Annotated in this window: 19 protein-coding genes and 1 other RNA gene; 2 read left to right on the top strand and 18 right to left on the bottom strand. The window is 70.7% G+C overall.

Annotation, left to right across the window (positions count from 1 at the left end):
* Nucleotides 1-26: 26 nt before the first annotated feature.
* Genes G5B56_RS12340 through mraZ form a run of 4 tightly spaced genes read right to left on the bottom strand, consistent with a single transcriptional unit; the run spans nt 27 to nt 3,464 of the window.
* Entirely contained in the window at nt 27-1,793 is a 1,767-nt protein-coding gene (locus tag G5B56_RS12340) for a penicillin-binding protein 2 (protein WP_009858071.1), read from the bottom strand.
* Nucleotides 1,790-2,086 (bottom strand): cell division protein FtsL, encoded by a 297-nt coding sequence (gene ftsL, locus G5B56_RS12345; RefSeq protein ID WP_009858072.1) that lies wholly within the window; start codon nt 2,084-2,086, stop codon nt 1,790-1,792. Before ftsL ends, G5B56_RS12340 begins: the two co-directional genes overlap by 4 nt.
* Nucleotides 2,083-3,024 (bottom strand): 16S rRNA (cytosine(1402)-N(4))-methyltransferase RsmH, encoded by a 942-nt coding sequence (gene rsmH, locus G5B56_RS12350; protein ID WP_009858073.1) that lies wholly within the window; start codon nt 3,022-3,024, stop codon nt 2,083-2,085. The genes ftsL and rsmH overlap by 4 nt, the downstream gene beginning before the upstream one ends.
* Nucleotides 3,021-3,464 (bottom strand): division/cell wall cluster transcriptional repressor MraZ, encoded by a 444-nt coding sequence (mraZ, locus tag G5B56_RS12355; protein ID WP_029718671.1) that lies wholly within the window; start codon nt 3,462-3,464, stop codon nt 3,021-3,023. The genes rsmH and mraZ overlap by 4 nt, the downstream gene beginning before the upstream one ends.
* A 402-nt stretch (nt 3,465-3,866) precedes the next feature.
* Here mraZ and G5B56_RS12360 point away from each other — a divergent pair, with 402 nt between their 5' ends.
* On the top strand, nt 3,867-4,202 hold the full coding sequence (locus tag G5B56_RS12360) for a hypothetical protein (RefSeq protein ID WP_009858075.1): 336 nt from the start codon (nt 3,867-3,869) through the stop codon (nt 4,200-4,202).
* Here G5B56_RS12360 and G5B56_RS12365 read toward each other — a convergent pair.
* The 3 genes from G5B56_RS12365 to rnpB form a co-directional block, all read right to left on the bottom strand.
* Nucleotides 4,186-5,199 (bottom strand): carbonic anhydrase, encoded by a 1,014-nt coding sequence (locus tag G5B56_RS12365; protein ID WP_310733806.1) that lies wholly within the window; start codon nt 5,197-5,199, stop codon nt 4,186-4,188. The genes G5B56_RS12360 and G5B56_RS12365 overlap by 17 nt on opposite strands.
* A 47-nt stretch (nt 5,200-5,246) precedes the next feature.
* Complete coding sequence (locus G5B56_RS12370) at nt 5,247-6,452, bottom strand: multidrug effflux MFS transporter (protein WP_009858077.1); 1,206 nt, start codon at nt 6,450-6,452, stop codon at nt 5,247-5,249.
* Nucleotides 6,453-6,554: 102 nt separating this feature from the next.
* An RNA gene (gene rnpB, locus G5B56_RS12375) (RNase P RNA component class A) lies at nt 6,555-6,890 on the bottom strand.
* A 28-nt stretch (nt 6,891-6,918) separates the two neighbouring features.
* On the opposite strand from rnpB, the gene cysK reads away from it, so the two are divergent.
* Entirely contained in the window at nt 6,919-7,836 is a 918-nt protein-coding gene (gene cysK, locus G5B56_RS12380) for a cysteine synthase A (RefSeq protein WP_164963381.1), read from the top strand.
* A gap of 53 nt (nt 7,837-7,889) precedes the next feature.
* Here cysK and G5B56_RS12385 read toward each other — a convergent pair whose 3' ends face one another.
* The 11 genes from G5B56_RS12385 to G5B56_RS12435 form a co-directional block, all read right to left on the bottom strand.
* Complete coding sequence (locus tag G5B56_RS12385) at nt 7,890-8,066, bottom strand: hypothetical protein (protein WP_164963382.1); 177 nt, start codon at nt 8,064-8,066, stop codon at nt 7,890-7,892.
* 42 nt (nt 8,067-8,108) lie between these two features.
* Nucleotides 8,109-8,984, bottom strand: coding sequence for a protease HtpX (gene htpX, locus G5B56_RS12390; protein ID WP_029718672.1), 876 nt, complete (start codon nt 8,982-8,984; stop codon nt 8,109-8,111).
* Between the two features lie 113 nt (nt 8,985-9,097).
* Complete coding sequence (locus G5B56_RS12395; protein ID WP_240920803.1) at nt 9,098-10,300, bottom strand: NYN domain-containing protein; 1,203 nt, start codon at nt 10,298-10,300, stop codon at nt 9,098-9,100.
* Nucleotides 10,297-11,337, bottom strand: a complete 1,041-nt coding sequence (gene pyrC, locus G5B56_RS12400; RefSeq protein ID WP_164963383.1) for a dihydroorotase — start codon at nt 11,335-11,337, stop codon at nt 10,297-10,299. Before pyrC ends, G5B56_RS12395 begins: the two co-directional genes overlap by 4 nt.
* Nucleotides 11,334-12,506, bottom strand: coding sequence for a diguanylate cyclase (locus G5B56_RS12405; RefSeq protein ID WP_164963384.1), 1,173 nt, complete (start codon nt 12,504-12,506; stop codon nt 11,334-11,336). Before G5B56_RS12405 ends, pyrC begins: the two co-directional genes overlap by 4 nt.
* Nucleotides 12,507-12,691: 185 nt before the next feature.
* Nucleotides 12,692-13,864, bottom strand: coding sequence for a diguanylate cyclase (locus G5B56_RS12410; RefSeq protein WP_164963385.1), 1,173 nt, complete (start codon nt 13,862-13,864; stop codon nt 12,692-12,694).
* 69 nt (nt 13,865-13,933) lie between these two features.
* Nucleotides 13,934-14,668: an amino acid ABC transporter ATP-binding protein gene (locus G5B56_RS12415; RefSeq protein ID WP_009858359.1), complete on the bottom strand. Its 735-nt coding sequence runs from the start codon at nt 14,666-14,668 to the stop codon at nt 13,934-13,936.
* 12 nt (nt 14,669-14,680) lie between these two features.
* Entirely contained in the window at nt 14,681-15,346 is a 666-nt protein-coding gene (locus G5B56_RS12420; protein WP_009858358.1) for an amino acid ABC transporter permease, read from the bottom strand.
* Between the two features lie 4 nt (nt 15,347-15,350).
* Complete coding sequence (locus tag G5B56_RS12425; RefSeq protein ID WP_009858357.1) at nt 15,351-16,088, bottom strand: amino acid ABC transporter permease; 738 nt, start codon at nt 16,086-16,088, stop codon at nt 15,351-15,353.
* Between the two features lie 65 nt (nt 16,089-16,153).
* Nucleotides 16,154-17,041 carry an amino acid ABC transporter substrate-binding protein gene (locus tag G5B56_RS12430; RefSeq protein WP_009858356.1) on the bottom strand — a complete coding sequence of 296 codons (888 nt, stop codon included), beginning with the start codon at nt 17,039-17,041 and terminating at the stop codon, nt 16,154-16,156.
* Between the two features lie 131 nt (nt 17,042-17,172).
* The gene (locus G5B56_RS12435; protein ID WP_009858355.1) at nt 17,173-18,081 is read right to left on the bottom strand and encodes a LysR family transcriptional regulator; all 909 of its coding nucleotides are present in this window, start codon (nt 18,079-18,081) and stop codon (nt 17,173-17,175) included.
* Nucleotides 18,082-18,100: the final 19 nt, after the last annotated feature.

Here is an 18,100-nt window from a genome sequence, read left to right on the forward strand (position 1 = left end):
GACGAAGGGCTGGGACGGGATCTGCATCAGAAGCTTTCCTGCTCGGCGGCGGCCGGATCGGCGACGATCTGCGCCTGCACCGGGATGTCCGGCGGCACGCCCATCATGCGCAGCGTGTTCTGCACGACCTGGCTGAAAACCGGTCCGGCGACGGCGCCGCCGTAGAACACGCCCTTGCTCGGTTCGTCGACCATCACCGCGACGACGATGCGCGGCGAGGAGATCGGCGCGATGCCGACGAACCAGGAGCGGTACTTGTTGGTGTAGCCCTTGCCTTCCTGCTTGCGCGCGGTGCCGGACTTGCCCCCCGTGGAGTAGCCGATCGCCGCCGCGGCGGTGGCGGTGCCGCCGGGCTGGGTCACCAGGCCCAGCATCGCGCGCATCGTGCGCGCGGTCTCGGGCTCGAACACCTTGACGCCGGCGACCGGGCCGTCCTGGCGCAGCATCGACACCGGCACGATGTCGCCGTCGCGGGCGTAGACGGTGTAGGCGCGCGCGATCTGCAGCAGGCTCGCCGACAGGCCGTAGCCGTAGCTCATCGTCGCCTGCTCGATCGGGCGCCAGGTCTTGTACGGGCGCAGCCGGCCGGTGACGGCGCCGGGGAAGTCGATCTGCGGCTTCTGCCCCAGGCCGATCGCCGAGAACACCTCCCACATCTCGCGCGGCTGCATCTGCATCGCCATCTTGACGGTGCCGACGTTGCTCGACTTCTGGATCACCTGGGCGACGGTCAGCGCGCCGTGCGGGTGCGAGTCGCGGATCGTCGAGCCGGTGATCGTGATCGTGCCGGGCGCAGTGTCGATGACGGTCGACGGCGACACGCGGCCGGTCTCCATCGCCAGGCTGGCGACGAAGGGTTTCATCGTCGAGCCGGGCTCGAAGGTGTCGGTCAGCGCGCGGTTGCGCAGCTGCGCGCCGCTGAGGTTGCGGCGCTGCCCCGGGTCGTAGCTGGGGTAGTTGGCCAGCGCCAGCACCTCGCCGGTCAGCGCGTCCAGCACGACGACGCTGCCGGCCTTGGCGCCGTGCTGGGCGACGGCGTCGCGCACGCGCTGGTAGGCGTAGAACTGGACCTTGGAGTCCAGCGCCAGCTGCACGTCGCGGCCGTCGAGCGCGGCGGTCTGGTCGCCGATGTCCTCGACGACGCGGCCGAGGCGGTCGCGCACCACGGCGCGCAGGCCGTCGCGGCCCTGCAGCTCCTTGTCGAAACGCAGCTCGATGCCTTCCTGGCCGCGCTCCTCGACGTTGGTGAAGCCGACGACGTGCGCCGCCGACTCGCCCTCGGGGTAGCTGCGCTTGTACTCGCGCACCTGGTAGACGCCCTTCAGGCCCATGGCCTTGACCTTGTCCCAGGTGGCGTCGTCGGCCTGGCGGCGCAGCCAGACGAAGTTGGGGTTGCCGGCCAGCCGCGTGTCGAGCTCGGTCGGCGACATGCCCAGCGCACGTGCCAGCGCACGGCGCTCGCCGCCGTCGGCCTGGAAGTCCTTGGGGATGGCCCAGATCGACGGCGACGGCACGCTCGACGCCAGCACCAGGCCGTTGCGGTCGAGCACGCGGCCGCGGCTGGCCTGCAGCGACAGCGTGTGCGCGTAACGCTTCTCGCCCTGCTTCTGATAGAAGTCGTTGCCGACGACCTGCACCCAGACGGCGCGCCCGAGCAGCAGCGCGAACGACAGCGCGACCATCGCGACGACGAAACGCGAGCGCCACGGCGGCGTCTTGCTCGCCAGCAGCGGGCTGGTGGCGTAGTTGACGCTGCGCACGCTGGCGCCGCCGTTCTTGCGCCGCCCGATCATCGAGCGCCCCCGGAGGCGGCCGGCGCCGCGCCGTCGCCGACGTACTGCGTCACCGCCGGCGTGGCCGGGCGCATCGCCAGCTTCTCGCGTGCGACACGCTCGACGCGCAGGTTGGTCGCCTGCGCCTGGCGCTCGGCGTCCAGGCGCTTGTAGTCGGCCTCGAGCTGGAACTGCTCGTTCTTCGCCCGGTCCAGCGCCGCGAACAGGCGCCGGCTCTCGTAGGCGTTGCGCACCAGCGCGAAGGCGCTGCCCAGCAGCAGCACCAGCAGCACGGCGTTGAGCAGCTTGCTCATGCCGGCACCTCGGTGCGTTCGGCCACGCGCATCACCGCCGAGCGCGCGCGCGGGTTGGCGCGCACTTCGTCGTCGCCCGGCTTGACGCGGGCGAGGGCCTTGAGCTTGAGCGCCCGCGGCGGCGCCATCGGCGCACGCCGGTCGAACTCGTCACGGCTCTCGCGCGTGATGAAGTTCTTGACGATGCGGTCTTCAAGCGAATGGAAGCTGATGACGACCAGACGGCCGCCCGGCGCGAGCAGCTGCAGCGCGGCGCTCAGTCCCTGTTCGAGCGCCTCAAGCTCGGCGTTGACGAAAATCCGAAGAGCCTGAAATGTGCGCGTTGCAGGGTCCTGGCCCGGCTCGCGGGTTTTGACTGCACGAGCCACGAGCGCGGAAAGCTCCCCGGTGGTTCGAAGCTGATCCCCGCCCTGCCGGCGAGCAACAACCGCCTTTGCAATCTGTAGAGCAAACCGTTCTTCCCCATAGTCGCGGATCACCTGTGCGATGTGGCGCTCGTCGGCGCGGGCCAGGAAGTCCGCGGCGGTCTCGCCGCGGGTCGTGTCCATGCGCATGTCCAGCGGCGCGTCGAAGCGGAAGCTGAAGCCGCGCTCGGGCGTGTCGATCTGCGGCGAGCTGACGCCCAGGTCGAGCAGCACACCCTGCACCTGCCCGACGCCGCGCGCGGCGAGTTCCTCGCGCATCGCGCCGAAGCTGGCGTGGCAGATCGTGAAACGGGGGTCGTCGATCGCCGCCGCGGCAGCGATGGCCTCGGGGTCGCGGTCGAAGGCGAGCACCCGCGCGCGCGGCGACAGCGCGGCCAGCAGCGCACGCGTGTGGCCGCCGCGGCCGAAGGTGCCGTCGACGTAGAGGCCGTCCGCCTGCGTCACGAGGGCCTCGACGGCCTCGGCGAGCAAGACGGTCGTGTGGGCGCGACCCGTCTGCGTCACGGCGGTCATCCTGCGACCTGGTTCTGCAGCTCTTCGGGCATGCCGCTGGCGATCGTCTGCGCCTCGGCCGCCTCGTAGCGGGCCTTGTCCCACAATTCGAACTTGTCGCCGACGCCCATGAAGACGACCTCGCGCTCCAGCCCGGCCCAGGCCCGAAGTTCGGGCGGCACCAGCACGCGCGAGGCGGCGTCGATCTCGACTTCCGTGGCCGAACCGATGAACACGCGCCGCCACCCTTCGTACTTCAGCGGCAGACGCACGAGCTCGGCCTCGAACGCGTCCCAGACGGGACGCGGGTACAGCGTCAGGCAGCCGGCGTGGTTCTTCGCGACCACCATCTGCCCCTGGACGGTGGACATCAGCACGTCACGCCAACGCGCCGGGACGGTGACCCGTCCCTTCGCGTCCAGCGTGAGCACCGGACCCCCTCGGAAGGCAAATGCAGCCACGAAACCCCACAGAAATCTACTTTTCTGCACTCTACCTGAGCGCCGGGCTCGGGGTCAATGGCGCAGAAGCGTAAAAATTCAGTGGAATCAAGGACTTACCGACGCTCTCGCAAGGACTTTTGCAGCCGGAAAGTGCTTCAGAATGAAGGACTTGCAAGCCTCACTGAAAGTGGTTTGTGAGCGACGCCGGGCTTGACGGCCGCGGCAGCGCTGCAGTGGGGGAAGGTGGATCTCCCCCACGATTCCACACCCGCCCGGGCCGGGCGCCGGGACGCGAGGGCCGCGTGGTGGGGCGGCAACCCGCCGCCGCCGGGCGCCGGAGAGCCCTGCCGGAGCGGGCCCAAGCGCCTGCGGCCACCGCCCCGGGGCCATACTCGCGCCGCCCGTGACCGCACCGAACCGATGACCTGGCAGAACCAAGACCCGCTGTACCGCCTGCGCCATGCCCTCGTCGGGCTGACGATCGCCGTCGTGCTGTCGGTGCCCGCCGCGGCGCTGCTCGGGCGCTGGATCGGCGACCTGGTCGCCGACGACTACGCCTGGCGCGCCGGCACCTACGCGGCGCTGCTGGCCTACGTCGTCGCCGGGGCGGTGGTGCTGTTCATGAAGGTCGCGCGCCACGAGACGCGGCCGGTGTCGGCCGGGCGCGTGGCGCTGTGGTTCGCCAGCCTGTGGCTGTGGCCGGCCTTGCTGCTGCTGCGCCGCCGCGGCGGCGGCGACCTCAGCGGGACTGCTTGATCAGCCGCCCCGAGGACGGCTGCACCGGCCGCGCGTTCATCGGATAGAGCCGCGCGAAGATGTCGATCTGCTCCTGCGACACCGCCACCGGCTGGCGCATGACGATCCACAGCACGCCTTCGGTGCACGGCGGCGTCGTCAGCGAGCCCATGTAGGTGTAGTAGCCACGATCGGCGGGCAGCAGCTGGCCCAGGTCGATCGCGCCGGAAGCCCGCGCCTCGTCGTGCTTCTCCAGCGGCAGGTTGTTCCACACCGACTGGACCACCGGCTGCTCCTCGCCACGCTGCAGCAGCACCGCGACGACGGCCAGCCGGCCTTCCGGGTCCCGGTGCACCAGGTGCGCGACCATCTCGCTCTGGCGGCCGTCGATGCGCTCCTCCGACGGGCGGTGGAAGTGGAACTGTTGCAGCTCGTAGCGCCGCCCGCCGACGGCGATGACATTGCCCGGGCCGACGTTGACCTGCACCGTGTGGCCGTTGTCCAGCACCGCGAAGCCGGCCGGCCGGTAGTCGAAGACGATCTCCTCGAGGTCGACGGCGATGCCGCCGCGGATGTCGATCGGGCTCTGGCGCTGGCCCCGCGCGCACAGGCCGAACTCGGGCCGCAGCGCGCCCCAGCGCGCCGGGCCGCCCTCGCCGGTGTAGTTCCAGTGGATCTCGGGGGCCGGCACCGGCTCGGGGCGCGGGCGCGGCGCGGGCTTGCGCGCCGCCGGCGCGTCGCCCGGCACCCGCGACGAGATGCGCAGCACGTTGCCCGGGGTGTCGGGCGCCTTCATCGCGCCGAGCTTCTCGGCCAGGCGCTCGCGCACGCGATCCAGCGGGTCCAGCGGCTCGGCCTCGGGGGCCGCGCTGGCCGCCGCCTTGGCGGGCGGCGCGCCCCGCTCGGACGCCCGCGACGGCGGCGCGAACAGCAGCGCCGCGGCCACGGGCAGCACCGCCCAGGCGTACCAGGCAGGGTTTGCGGCAGGGCGGACGGCAGCGGGGCGGGAACGGTTCATGCGGGGTCTCCGCCCCGGATATCGGCCGCCGCGGGGCCGCGCTTGAATCACCCCAGGCGCGGCCGGACCCAGAACCAGGCGACGATGCCCACCGCCATCAGCGCGAACGAGGCCAGCGCCAGCGTCGCCGTCGAGTGCATCACCAGCGGCGCCACGACGCCGGCGACCAGCGCGTTGGCGGCGCTGCCGACGCAGGACTGCACCGAAGACGCCATGCCGCGGCGCTCGGGCACCAGGTCCAGCACCATCAGCGTGACCACCGGCACCATCAGCGCCCAGCCGAACGAGAAGACGCCGATCAGCGGCATCGCCCACCAGGCCTCGGCCTTGAACACCAGGTTCAGGCCGACGTTGAGCACCGACACCACGGCCATGATCGTGAAACCGTAGCGGATCTGGCGATGCGGCCCGAGCTTGCCGGCGGCGCGCCCGGAGGCCCAGGCGCCGCCCATGATCCCGCCGATCGTGAACAGGAAAAACCAGAAGAACTGCTGTGGCGCCAGCCCCAGGTGCTCGCCGACGAACACCGGCGCCGACAGCACGTACAGGAACATGCCGTTGAACGGCACGCCGCTGGCGAAGACCAGCGCCATGAAACGTGCGCTGCGCACCATGTCCCAGTAGCCGCGCAGCAGCGGCACCGGGTGGAAGGACTGGCGCGCGTCGGCATGCAGCGTCTCGGGCAGCCAGCGCCAGTTGGCCGCCCACAGCGCCGCGCCGATCAGCACCAGCAGCCAGAAGATCGAATGCCAGTCGGCGTGCACGAACAGGAAGCCGCCGATCATCGGCGCGATGGCCGGCGCGACGCCGAAGTAGATCGTCACCTGCGACATCACGCGCTGCGCGTCGGCCGGCGGGAACATGTCGCGGATGATGGCGCGCGAGACGACGACGCCGGCGCCGGCTGACATGCCCTGGATCGCGCGGAAGAACACCAGCCAGCCGATCGACGGCGACAGCGCGCAGCCCAGCGAGGCCAGCGTGAACAGGCCCAGGCCGGCCAGCACCACTGGCCGGCGGCCGAAGCTGTCAGCCAGCGCGCCGTGGAACAGGTTCATCAGCGCGAAGCCGGCGAGGTAGGCCGACAGCGTCTGCTGCATCTGCACCGGCGTCGCGTCGAGCGAGCGCGCGATGCCGGCGAAGGCCGGCAGGTAGGTGTCGATCGAGAATGGCCCCAGCATGCCCAGGCAGGCCAGCAGCACGGCCAGCGCCCAGCGCGGGCCGCGCCAGAGTCGGGGCGCGTCGGGATTCATCGGGGCGGCGAAAAGCCGGCGAGTCTATCGACGGCGTCGTGAGCCTGCCCGTCCAGGGGCAAGCACGGCACCCGGCGACGTCGCGCCGGGCGAAAGGAAAAAGTGTGAAGCGAACCGATAGGCCGGATTCTGTGCACCGCGCCTCTTTCAAGGCGCGGCGTGACCGCCATTCCTCTTGGCCGTGGATCGCTCCACGGCTCGGTGCCACCTACCCGCCGGCTCCGCAGGCGACATCATCGCCGGCCTATTCGGTGTTGCTGCGCGTAGAGATTGCCCGTTTCACCCGGTACCTGCCGAAGCCGGCACCGACTCGTCTCTGTTGCTCTAATCCTCACCTCGCGGTGGACAGCCGTTAGCTGCTACGCTGCCTTGTGCAGTCCGGACCTTCCTCCCGTGCGGCGTTTCCGCTGATGCACCGGCGGCGGTCTGGTCCGCTTCACCGTGCCATTATCCCCGGAGAGCAAGAATGAGAGCCGACAACGTCCTGGCCACCATCGGCAACACGCCGCACGTCCGCATCAACCGCCTGTTCGGCGGCACGCACGAGGTGTGGGTCAAGTGCGAGCGCGCCAACCCCGGCGGCTCGGTCAAGGACCGCATCGCGCTGGCGATGGTCGAGGACGCCGAGCGCTCGGGTGCGCTGAAGGCCGGCGGCACGATCGTCGAGCCGACCTCGGGCAACACCGGCATCGGCCTGGCGATGGTCGCCGCGGTCAAGGGCTACAAGCTGATCCTGGTGATGCCCGACAGCATGAGCGTCGAGCGCCGCCGCCTGATGCTGGCCTACGGCGCCAGCTTCGAGCTGACGCCGCGCGAGAAGGGCATGAAGGGCTCGATCGCGCGCGCCCAGGAGCTCGTCGCCGAGATCCCCGGCGCCTGGATGCCGCAGCAGTTCGAGAACCCGGCCAACATCGACGTGCACGTGCGCACCACGGCCGAGGAGATCGCACGCGACTTCCCCGAAGGTCTGGACGCGCTGATCACCGGCGTCGGCACCGGCGGCCACCTGAGCGGCTGCGCCCAGGTGCTGAAGGCGCGCTGGCCGAAGCTGAAGGTCTTCGCCGTCGAGCCGAGCGCCAGCCCGGTGATCAGCGGCGGCCAGCCCTCGCCGCACCCGATCCAGGGCATCGGCGCCGGCTTCGTGCCGAAGAACCTGAGGACCGAACTGCTCGACGGCGTGATCCAGGTCGAGGCCGAGGCGGCGCGCGAGATGGCGCGGCGCAGCGCACGCGAGGAGGGCCTGCTGGTCGGCATCTCCAGCGGCGCGACGCTGGCGGCGATCGCGCAGAAGCTGCCCGAGCTGCCGGCCGGCGCCCGCGTGCTCGGCTTCAACTACGACACCGGCGAGCGCTACCTGTCGATCGACGGTTTCCTGCCCGCCTGAGCGCCCTGCCCCGCTGAATGACGAAGCCCCCGCGTGCGGGGGCTTTCTTGTTTCTAGGCCTCGAGGGCCGGCGCGGCGGCCGCCTGGATCGGCGGCACCGGCAGCGGCACCATGTCCTCGGGCTGCGCCGCGGCCGGCACCAGCACGACCTTGGGGGCCCACCAGTGCGCGAGGCCGACGCCGGCGGCCACCGCCGCGATCCAGCCCAGCACCCACCAGCGCATCCTCATGGCGGCAGTATGCGGCGGCGCGCGGCGCCCGGGCAAGGCGGCTTACTGGGCCTGCTGCAGCGCGCGGATGCGCTCCTCGATCGGCGGGTGGCTGGAGAACAGCGCCATGAAGCCGCCCGGCTTGCCGTTGATGCCCATCGCCTGCACCTGCTGCGGCAGTTGGCCCGGCTCGAGGCCGCCCAGACGCGCCAGCGCGTTGATCATCGGCTGCTTGCGGCCCATCAGCTGGGCGGCGCCGGCGTCGGCGCGGAACTCGCGGGCGCGCGAGAACCAGGCCACGATGATCGCCGCCAGCACACCCAGCGCGATGTCGAGCACGATGGTCGTCGCGTAGTAGCCGATGCCCGGGCCTTCGCGGTCGTTCTTCAGGATCACGCGGTCGACGAAGTAGCCGACGACACGCGACAGGAACACGACGAAGGTGTTCATCACGCCCTGGATCAGCGTCATCGTGACCATGTCGCCGTTGGCGATGTGCGCGACCTCGTGGCCGATCACGGCCTCGGCCTCCTCGCGCGTCATGCTCTGCAGCAGCCCGGTCGACACCGCGACCAGCGCCGAGTTCTTGAACGCGCCGGTGGCGAAGGCGTTGGGCTCGCCCGGGTAGATCGCGACCTCGGGCATGCCGATGCCGGCTTTCTGGGCGAAACGCTCGACGGTGCCGACGATCCAGCGGTGCGTCGGGTCCTGGGAGTTGTTGATGACCTGGGCGCCGGTGCTCATCTTGGCCATCGGCTTGCTCATCAGCAGCGAGATGATCGCGCCGCCGAAACCGAAGATGGCCGCGAACGCGAGCAGCGAGCCCAGGTTCAGGCCGTTGGCCGTCATGAAGCGGTTGACGCCCAGCACGCTGGCCGTGATGCCCAGCACCAGCATCACCGCCAGGTTGGTCAGAACGAACAGCATCACTCGTTTCATCGTCGTAGCGCCTTTTCCGCGTTGGCGGGAATAGTCCAAACAGCCGCGCATGTTAGGGCGCGGCCCTGCGATTCAAGACTTGCCCCCGGAGGACCGGGGGCTTGGCCGGGGGATCAGCCTTCGATCGGGCGCAGCCGCACCTTGTTCGGCTGGCCGGCCGGCAGCAGCTCGAAGCGCTCGGCATGCGGCGCGAAGAAGCGTGTCGACGACGCGCGCGGGCCCAGCAGCTCGGCGTCGCGCAGGCGTTCGGCGGCCAGGCGCAGTTCCACCGCGTCGCCGCGCAGCAGTTCGGGCAGCGCGGCGAGGATCTGGCGGATCTCGTCGGGGTAGGCCGCAGCCGGCGCGGGCGCCGCCCGCGGAGGCCGGGGCGCCGGCTTCGGCGCCGGCTCGGGCGCGGAAGCTGGAGCCGCCGCGGCAGCGGGTTCTCCGGCAGGCTCGGCCGCGGGCTCGACGGTCTTGCGCCGGCGCGGCGCGCGGCGCGGGGCCGGCGCTTCGGCAGCGGGCACCTCGGCCACCGGCTCGTCGGCAGCGGACGGCACGGGCTCGGCCGCTGCGGGCTCGGGCACCGGCGCGGGGGCCGGTGCCGCGGAGGTATCCGCCACAGCGGGCACGGCGGCCTCGGCATCGCGGCGCCCGCGGCGGCGGCGCGGTGCCCGCTCGGGCGTCGCGGCCTCGGTGGCCGGCGCGGCCTCGGCCGCCGGCGCGAGGGCCGGCTCGGCCGGCGCGGCATCGACCAGCGGCGCAGGTGCGGCCGCCGGGGCCGGGCGCTGCGGCGCCGGCGGCTCGCGGCGGGCGCTGCCGCGGGCCGCGGTGCGGGCGCCGCCGTCGGCGGCGGCTCGGGAGGAGGTGCCGGTGCGGCCACCGCGCCCGCGCGACGGCGTCGTGGCCACGCCGCCGCGGCGATGCGACAGCACGGTGAACTCGTCGTAGACCGAGATCGTCTCGTCGCCGGTCTTGCCGTCCTGGCCGAGGCCGACGACGCGGCAGCCCTTCTCGCGCAGGCGCTGCACCAGCGGCGCGAAATCGGAGTCCGACGAAGCGATCGCGACGACCGCCGGCCGCAGCGCGAGCACCAGGTCGATGGCGTCGACGGCCATCGCGATGTCGGTGGAGTTCTTGCCGGCGGCGAGGTTGACCATCGGCTTGATGCCCAGGCGCTTGAACGCCGCCTGGTGCTTCAGCGCGCTCTCGGCGGTGCAGTAGGCGCGGCGCACGTGCAGCGCGCCGTGGCGCTCGATCATCAGCTCGACAGCCTGCTCCATCACGTCCAGCGAGACGTTGTCGGCGTCGATCAGCAGCATCACGCCAGCGTTCATTGCAGGCTCCAGGGCAGGGTTTCGCCGGCACGCAGCGGCTTGATCGTGGCGTCGCCGAACGGCAGCGCCTCGGGCAGCGTGAACGGCTCGCGACGCAGCGTCACGGTGCCGGTGTTGCGCGGCAGGCCGTAGAAGTCGGGGCCGTTGAAGGCGGCGAAGGCTTCCAGCTTGTCCAGCGCGCCGGCCAGCTCGAAGGCCTCGGCGTACAGCGCCAGCGCCGCCGGCGCGGTGAAGCAGCCGGCGCCGCAGACCGACTGCTCCTTCAGCGCCGCGGCGTGCGGGGCGCTGTCGGTGCCGAGGAAGAACTTGCGGCTGCCCGAGGCCACCGCGGCCAGCAGCGCGTGGCGGTGCACGGCACGCTTCAACACCGGCAGGCAGTAGTAGTGCGGGCGCAGGCCGCCGACGAACAGCGCGTTGCGGTCGTACAGCAGGTGATGGGCGGTGACGGTGGCGGCGGTGAAGTCGTCGGCGGCGGCGACGTACTCGGCCGCCTCCTTCGTCGTGATGTGCTCGAAGACGACCTTCAGCTCGGGAAAGTCGGCGCGCAGCGGGCGCATCACGCGCTCGATGAAGACCGCCTCGCGGTCGAAGACGTCGATCTCCGGGTCGGTGACCTCGCCGTGCACCAGCAGCGGCAGGCCGGCGCGCTGCATCGCCTCCAGCGTCGGGTAGCAGCGGCGGATGTCGGTGACGCCGGCATCGCTGTTGGTCGTGGCGCCGGCCGGGTAGAGCTTGAGCGCGACGACGCCGGCCTCCCGGGCGCGCACGATCTCGTCGGGCGGCGTGTTGTCGGTCAGGTACAGCGTCATCAGCGGCTCGAAGTCGGTGCCTTCGAGGCCGGCGGCGAGGATGCGTTCGCGATAGGCCGTGGCCTGGGCCGCGGTGGTCACCGGCGGGCGCAGGTTGGGCATGACGATCGCCCGCGCGAACTCGCGCGCCGTGTACGGCAGCACGGCGGCCATCGCAGCGCCGTCGCGCAGATGCAGGTGCCAGTCGTCGGGGCGGGTGATCGTCAGGGTGGTCGGCGCAGCGCTCATGCCGGAATTGTCTCATCGGCCCCGGCGAGCACCGCACGGTCGCGGCCGCCGCGCTTGGCCGCGTACAGCGCGCCGTCGGCGGCGCGGTACAGGGCCTCGCCGTCGACGCGGCCCTGCGGGCTGAGCGCGATGCCGGCCGAGAAGCTCACCGGGCAGGCCTGGCCGGCTTCGGTGTGCAGCCCCATCTCCCGGCAGTCGCCGCGCAGCTGCTCGAGCACGCGCCGCGCACCGGCCGCGTCGCTGTCGGGCAGCACGAGGGCGAACTCCTCGCCGCCCAGGCGCACCAGCAGATCGCTGGCGCGCAGCCGGGTGCGCACCGTCTGCGCGAAGCGGCGCAGCACCTCGTCGCCGAAGACGTGGCCGTGGCGGTCGTTGACCTGCTTGAAGCGGTCGAGGTCGATCAGCACGAAGGCGACGCAGGCGCCGCCGCGGCGCGCGCGCCGCAGGGCCTGGGCGAGCAGCGGCTCGGCCGCCTGGCGGTTCAGCGCGCCGGTCAGGTGGTCGTGCGAAGCCAGGCGCTCCAGCGAGCGCGAGGCCCGCTCGGTGCAGGCGAGCACGAAGCCGAAGCCGGCGCCGAGCAGCGCGACGTAGGCCGCCCCCGCGACCAGTGTCTGCACCGGGTTGGGCTGCGTCATGTCGACGTAGGCCGAGGGCTGAAGCACGGCGTGCACGCAGCGGATCAGCAGCGTCGCGGCCACCAGCGCGAGCATCGCGCCGACCGGACGCAGCGAACGTTCGGCCTCGCGCCACTGCCGCACCACCAGCCAACCACCCCAGGCCAGCGGTGCCGCGGCGATCAGCGACATGATGGCCATGCGGGTCGGCGTCGCCAGCATCATCAGCGGCGCCATCGACAGCGCGCAGGCCAATCCGCCCATCACCAGCCATCGCGGCGGCGGCGCCTGGTCGACGAAACGCTGGAGCGCGGCGACGAACACGAACTCGCCGAGCACGATCAGCCCGTTGCTGGCGACCACCCAGACCGGCTGCGGGGCCACGACGTCGACCAGCAGGAACAGGTAGCCGGCCAGCATCAGGCTGTTGCCCAGACCCCAGCCCCGCAGCGCCTCGCCGCCGAAGAGCCGGCGGCTGGCGGTCACCAGCTGCAGGCCCAGCATGGCGTAGCCGAGCAGCAGCAGGACGAAGAGGGTCGGCTCGTGCAGGGTCATCGGGACGGCCCGCCGGCTGGCGAGCCCAGTCGCATCCACCGGACAGAGGATGCCGGCACAGGCCAGCAGGATCGCCCCGAGCGCCCGCACGCGGAGTGCCGCCGATCAACCGCAGCGGCTTCGCTAGCCGTGCATCCGCGCAATCCTGCACGCCGCGGCGGCCGGGCCGCCGCCGGGCGCGGGACTCAGGTGGTCTGCGGCGCCTCCGGCTGCGCGAGCACCACCCGGTCGCGGCCGGCGTGTTTGGCCTCGTAGAGCGCGCGGTCGGCATTGCGGTACAGCGCCTCGGCCCCGACGCGCCCGGACGGGCTGAGGGCGACACCGGCCGAGAAGGTCAGCACGAAGGGGCGGCCGTCGTCGGTCATCAGCCCCATCGCGGCGCAGGCCTGGCGCAGTTCCTCGACCACGCCCAGCGCGCCGGCCGCGTCGCTGTCGGGCAGCACCAGACCGAACTCCTCGCCGCCGCAGCGCGAGAAGACGTCGGTCGCACGCAGGCGCGCGTCGACGGTCTGGGCGAAGCGGCGCAGCACCTCGTCGCCGAAGACGTGGCCGTGGCGGTCGTTGATCGACTTGAAGCGGTCCAGGTCGATCAGCACGTAGGCGACGGTGCTGCGGTCGCGGCGCGCGCGCTGCAGCGCGTTGGTCAGCAGCAGCTCGGCGGGCTGGCGGTTCAGCGCCCCGGTGAGGTGGTCGTGCGAGGCCAGGTGCTCCAGCGAACGTGTCGCGCGCTCGGTGCAGGCGAGCACGAAGCCGAAACCCGAGCCGAGCAGCGCGACGAAGCTCGTCAGCAGCAAGGCCGCCTGCATGCCGCCGGGCAGCATCGGGTCGGTGTAGTAGGACGGGTTCAGCGCCGCGTGGCCGCCTCGTGCCAGCAGCGCCAGCGCGATCAGCGCCAGGCCGGCGCCGACCGGCCACAGCGAGCGCTCGACACGATGGCGCGCACGCCAGACCAGCCAGGCGCCCCAGATCGCCGGCAGCGGCGTCAGCACCGAGGCGACGAACACGCGCGTCGGCGTGTCGAACAGCGCCAGCGGCACCATCGCCGCGACGCAGAAGCCGCAGGTCCGGCGCACCCAGCGCGGCAGCGGCCGGTCATCGATGAACTGCTGCAGCGCCGCGACGTAGGCGCACTCGCCGAGCAGGATCAGGGTGTTGCCGGCGATCACCGACACCGGCAACGGCACGACGATGCGCGCCAGCAGCATCAGGTGGCCGGCGAGCAGCAGGCTGTTGCCCCAGCTCCAGCGCCGCAGCGCCTCGACCTCGTTGAGGCGCCGGCGCACCATCGCCAGCTGCAGGCCGAGCATCACGTAGCCCAGCAGCAGCAAGACGAGGATGGTCGGCGGGTGCAGCGTCATCGGACGGGGGCCCGCGCACCCGGGCGGGGAGGATCAGGAAGGCACGCCGGCGGGCGTGGCCGCGGGAACTCAGTGCGACAGGATCTTCGAAAGGAAGTCCTTGGCGCGCACCGAACGCGCGTCCGGATTGCCGAAGAACTCGTCCTTCGTGCAGTCCTCCACGATCTTGCCGTGGTCCATGAAGATCACGCGGTGGCTGACCTTCTTGGCGAAGCCCATCTCGTGGGTGACGCACATCATCGTCATGCCCTCGTTGGCGAGCTGCACCATCACGTCGAGCACCTCGCCGACCATCTCCGGGTCCAGCGCCGAGGTCGGCTCGTCGAACAGCATGACGATCGGGTCCATCGACAGCGCACGCGCGATCGCCACACGCTGCTGCTGGCCGCCGGAGAGCTGGCCCGGGTACTTGTCCTTGTGGACCATCAGGCCGACGCGCTCGAGCATCTTCAGCCCGCGCGTCTTGGCCTCGTCGACCGAGCGGCCGAGCACCTTGATCTGCGCCAGCGTCAGGTTCTCGGTCACCGACAGGTGCGGGAACAGCTCGAAATGCTGGAACACCATGCCGACACGCGCGCGCAGCTTGGGCAGGTTGGTCTTCGGGTCGCTGAGGCTGATGCCGTCGACGACGATGTCGCCCTTCTGGAAAGGCTCGAGCGCGTTGACGGTCTTGATCAGCGTGCTCTTGCCCGAGCCCGACGGGCCGCAGACGACGACGACCTCGCCCTTCTGGATGGACGTGGTGCAGTCGGTCAGCACCTGGAAGGAGCCGTACCACTTGCTCACGTTCTGGATCTGGATCATTCGGAAGGTTCCTCAGCGGATGATGGCGATGCGCGCCTGCAGCCGCCGCACGAGCATCGACAGGCCGAAGCAGATCACGAAATAGACGACGGCGGCGACGAGATAGGTCTCGACCGGCCGGTTGAAGTTCTTGCCGGCGATCTCGAAGCCCTTCAGCAGGTCGTAGGCGCCGATCGCGTAGACCAGCGAGGTGTCCTGGAAGAGGATGATGGTCTGCGTCAGCAGCACCGGCAGCATGTTGCGGAAGGCCTGCGGCAGCACCACCAGCTGCATCGTCTGGCGGTAGCTCATGCCCATCGCGTAGCCGGCGTAGACCTGGCCCTTGGGCACGCTCTGGATGCCCGCGCGCATGATCTCCGAGTAGTACGCGGCCTCGAACAGCGTGAAGGTCACGAAGGCCGAGAGCTCGGCGCCCATCGGCTTGCCCAGCAGCAGCGGGATCAGCAGGAAGAACCACAGGATCACCATGACCAGCGGGATGCTGCGCATGGTGTTGACGTAGGCCGCCGCGGGCGTCACCAGCCAGGGTTTGCCGGACAGGCGCATCAGCGCCAGCAGCGTGCCCAGGATGATGCCGCCGATCATCGCCACCAGCGTCAGCTGCAGCGAGAACAGCAGGCCCTTGACGATGAAGCCCGAGATGACGTCGGCGCTGAAGAAGCTGAAGTCGAGATTCATCGCTTCACTTCCCGCCGATCATGCCCGGCACGCGGACACGGTTCTCGATGACCAGCGCGACGCGGTTGATCGCGAAGGCCGAGAAGAAGTAGAGCACCGTCACCGCGAGGTACATCTCGATGTTGCGCGAGGTCTCCTCGCCGGCCTGCAGCGCGAACATCGTCAGCTCGGCGATGCTGACCGCGAAGGCCACCGACGAGTTCTTGATGATGTTCATCGCCTCGCTGGTCAGCGGCGGCACGATGATGCGGAAGGCCATCGGCAGCAGCACGTAGCGGTAGGTCTGGGGCAGCGTCAGGCCCATCGCCAGGCCGGCGTAGCGCTGGCCGCGTGGCAGGCTCTGGATGCCCGCACGCACCTGCTCGGAGATGCGCGCCGAAGTGAAGAAGCCGAGCGCGAAGACCACCAGCACGAAGCTCGGGAAGGCCTGCAGCGGCTTGAACAGCGCCGGCAGCGCGTGGTACCAGAGGAAGATCTGCACCAGCAGCGGGATGTTGCGGAACAGCTCGGTCCAGGCGTTGCCGAACCACACGAGCCGCCGGTCGGGCGTCGTGCGCAGGATGCCCATCAGCGAGCCGAAGACCAGCGCGACGATCAGCGCCAGCGCCGACACCGACAGCGTCCAGCCCCAGGCCGACATCAGCCAGTTCAGGTAGGTGATGTCGCCGCCGCGGCCGAAGCAGCCCGGCAGCACTTCACCGGTGACGGTCTCGGTGCAGAAGATCTGCCAGTCCCAGGTCACGCGCTCTCCTCAAAAACGAAACGAGGGCCCGCCCCGAGACGGGAGCGGGCCCGGCGCAAGACGCGTCAGCGCTTGGCGTACTCTTCCATCGGCTTGTCGTTCGGGGTCGCCCACGCGGCCTTGGTGGCGTCGTTGAGCGGCATGCCGATCTTGGCGTTGGTCGGCGGGATCGGCTGCAGGAACCACTTGTCGTAGGTCTTGGCCAGGTCGCCGCTCTTGATCTGCGCCTTGATGCTCTCGTCGACGGCGGCCTTGAAGGCGGCGTCGTCCTTGCGCAGCATGATCGCGATCGGCTCGACCGACAGCACTTCGCCGACGATCTTGAAGCCGGCCGGGTTCTTCGACGTGGCGATGTTCTTCGCCAGGATCGAGCCGTCCATCACGAAGGCGTCGGCGCGGCCCGACTCGAGCAGCAGGAAACTGTCGGCGTGGTCCTTGCCGTAGACCTCCTTGAAGTCGACGCCGTTGGCGCGCTCGTGCTTGCGCAGCGTCTGCACCGAGGTCGTGCCGGTGGTCGTGGCGACGGTCTTGCCGACGAGCTGGGCGATCGAGTTGATGCCCGAGTCGGCCTTGACGGCGATGCGCACTTCCTCGACGAAGGTCGTGACGGCGAAGGCCACGTCCTTCTGGCGCGCGACGTTGTTCGTCGTCGAGCCGCACTCGATGTCGACGGTGCCGTTCTGCACCAGCGGAATGCGGTTCTGCGAGGTGACCGGCTGGTACTTGATGGTCAGGCTCGACAGGCCGAGCTTCTTGCGGATGTCGGAGAGCACCTTCTGGCAGACGTCGATGTGATAGCCGACGAACTTGCCGTCACCCAGCGTGTACGACAGGCCCGAGGACTCGCGCACACCCATCGTGACCGTGCCGGTCTCCTTGATCTTGGACAGGGTGTCGGCCTGGACGGCACCGACGGCCAGCAGCGTGGCTGCAGCCAGCAGCGTCTTCTTCATGAACTCTCCTTCGCAGTGAGAAGCAGGGGAAAGGCGGAATCGCTCATTTTAGGGATAGCACACGGACGAACGAAGCGTGCAACCCCGTGGAATGCATGAATCGGGCCACCGTGCCCCCCGATCGTCGCGCTTCAGCCTCGCTGCAGGAAGTCCCACAAGGCCTGCACGCCGGGCTTGGGATGGCGGGCGAACTCGGGACGTTCGCGGTAGATGCGCACGTCCATCGTCAGCTCGAAGCTGCCGGGCGCCGCCGCCGGCACCAGGCGCCGCGCCTCGAGCTCCTTGTGCACCGAGCTGGCCGGCAGGAAGGCCAGGCCGTGGCCTTCGAGCGCCATCGCCTTCAGGCCCTCGGCCATGTCGGTGACGTAGATCGGCTCGAGCTGCGCCGGCACCGGCGCCTGCTTGAGGATCAGCTCGACGAGGCGCGCCATGTAGGCGCCCGAGGCGTAGTTCAGCCAGGGCACACGCTCGTGGCCGGGCAGGCGGAACAGCGGCTGGCCGTCGGCGTCGGGCTTGGCATAGGCGGCCAGCGTCTCGGTGCCCAGGCTCAGCATCTCGTAGCGGTCGGTGGACAGCTGCAGCGGCTGCGACGGGTGGTGGTAGGCGATCAGCAGGTCGCAACCGCCTTCGGTCAGGCGCAGCACCGCATCGTGCACGTTCAGGCCGGTGAGCCGGCTCTTGATGTTGCCGAAGCGCTGGCGCAGGTCCATCAGCCAGTGCGGGAAGAAGGTGAAGGCCAGCGTGTGCGGCGCCGCGAACTCGATCATGTCCAGGCCCGCGGCCTGGTACGAGCGCATCATGTTGCGCGCCGAGGCCAGCGAACCCAGGATCTCCAGCGACTGGGCGTGGAAGGTCTCGCCGGCGGGCGTGAGCCGCGTCGGGTACGACGAACGGTCGACGAGGTCGATGCCGGCCCAGGCCTCCAGCGCCTGGATGCGGCGCGAGAACGCCGGCTGCGTGACGTGGCGCAGCTGCGCCGAACGCGAGAAGCTGCGGGTCTCGGCGAGGCTCACGAAGTCCTCGAGCCACTTGGTTTCCATCGGGCCAGTGTATGCAGTG

It is taken from the genome of Rubrivivax sp. JA1026, assembly GCF_011065555.1.
Classification (GTDB): Bacteria; Pseudomonadota; Gammaproteobacteria; order Burkholderiales; family Burkholderiaceae_C; genus Rubrivivax; species Rubrivivax benzoatilyticus.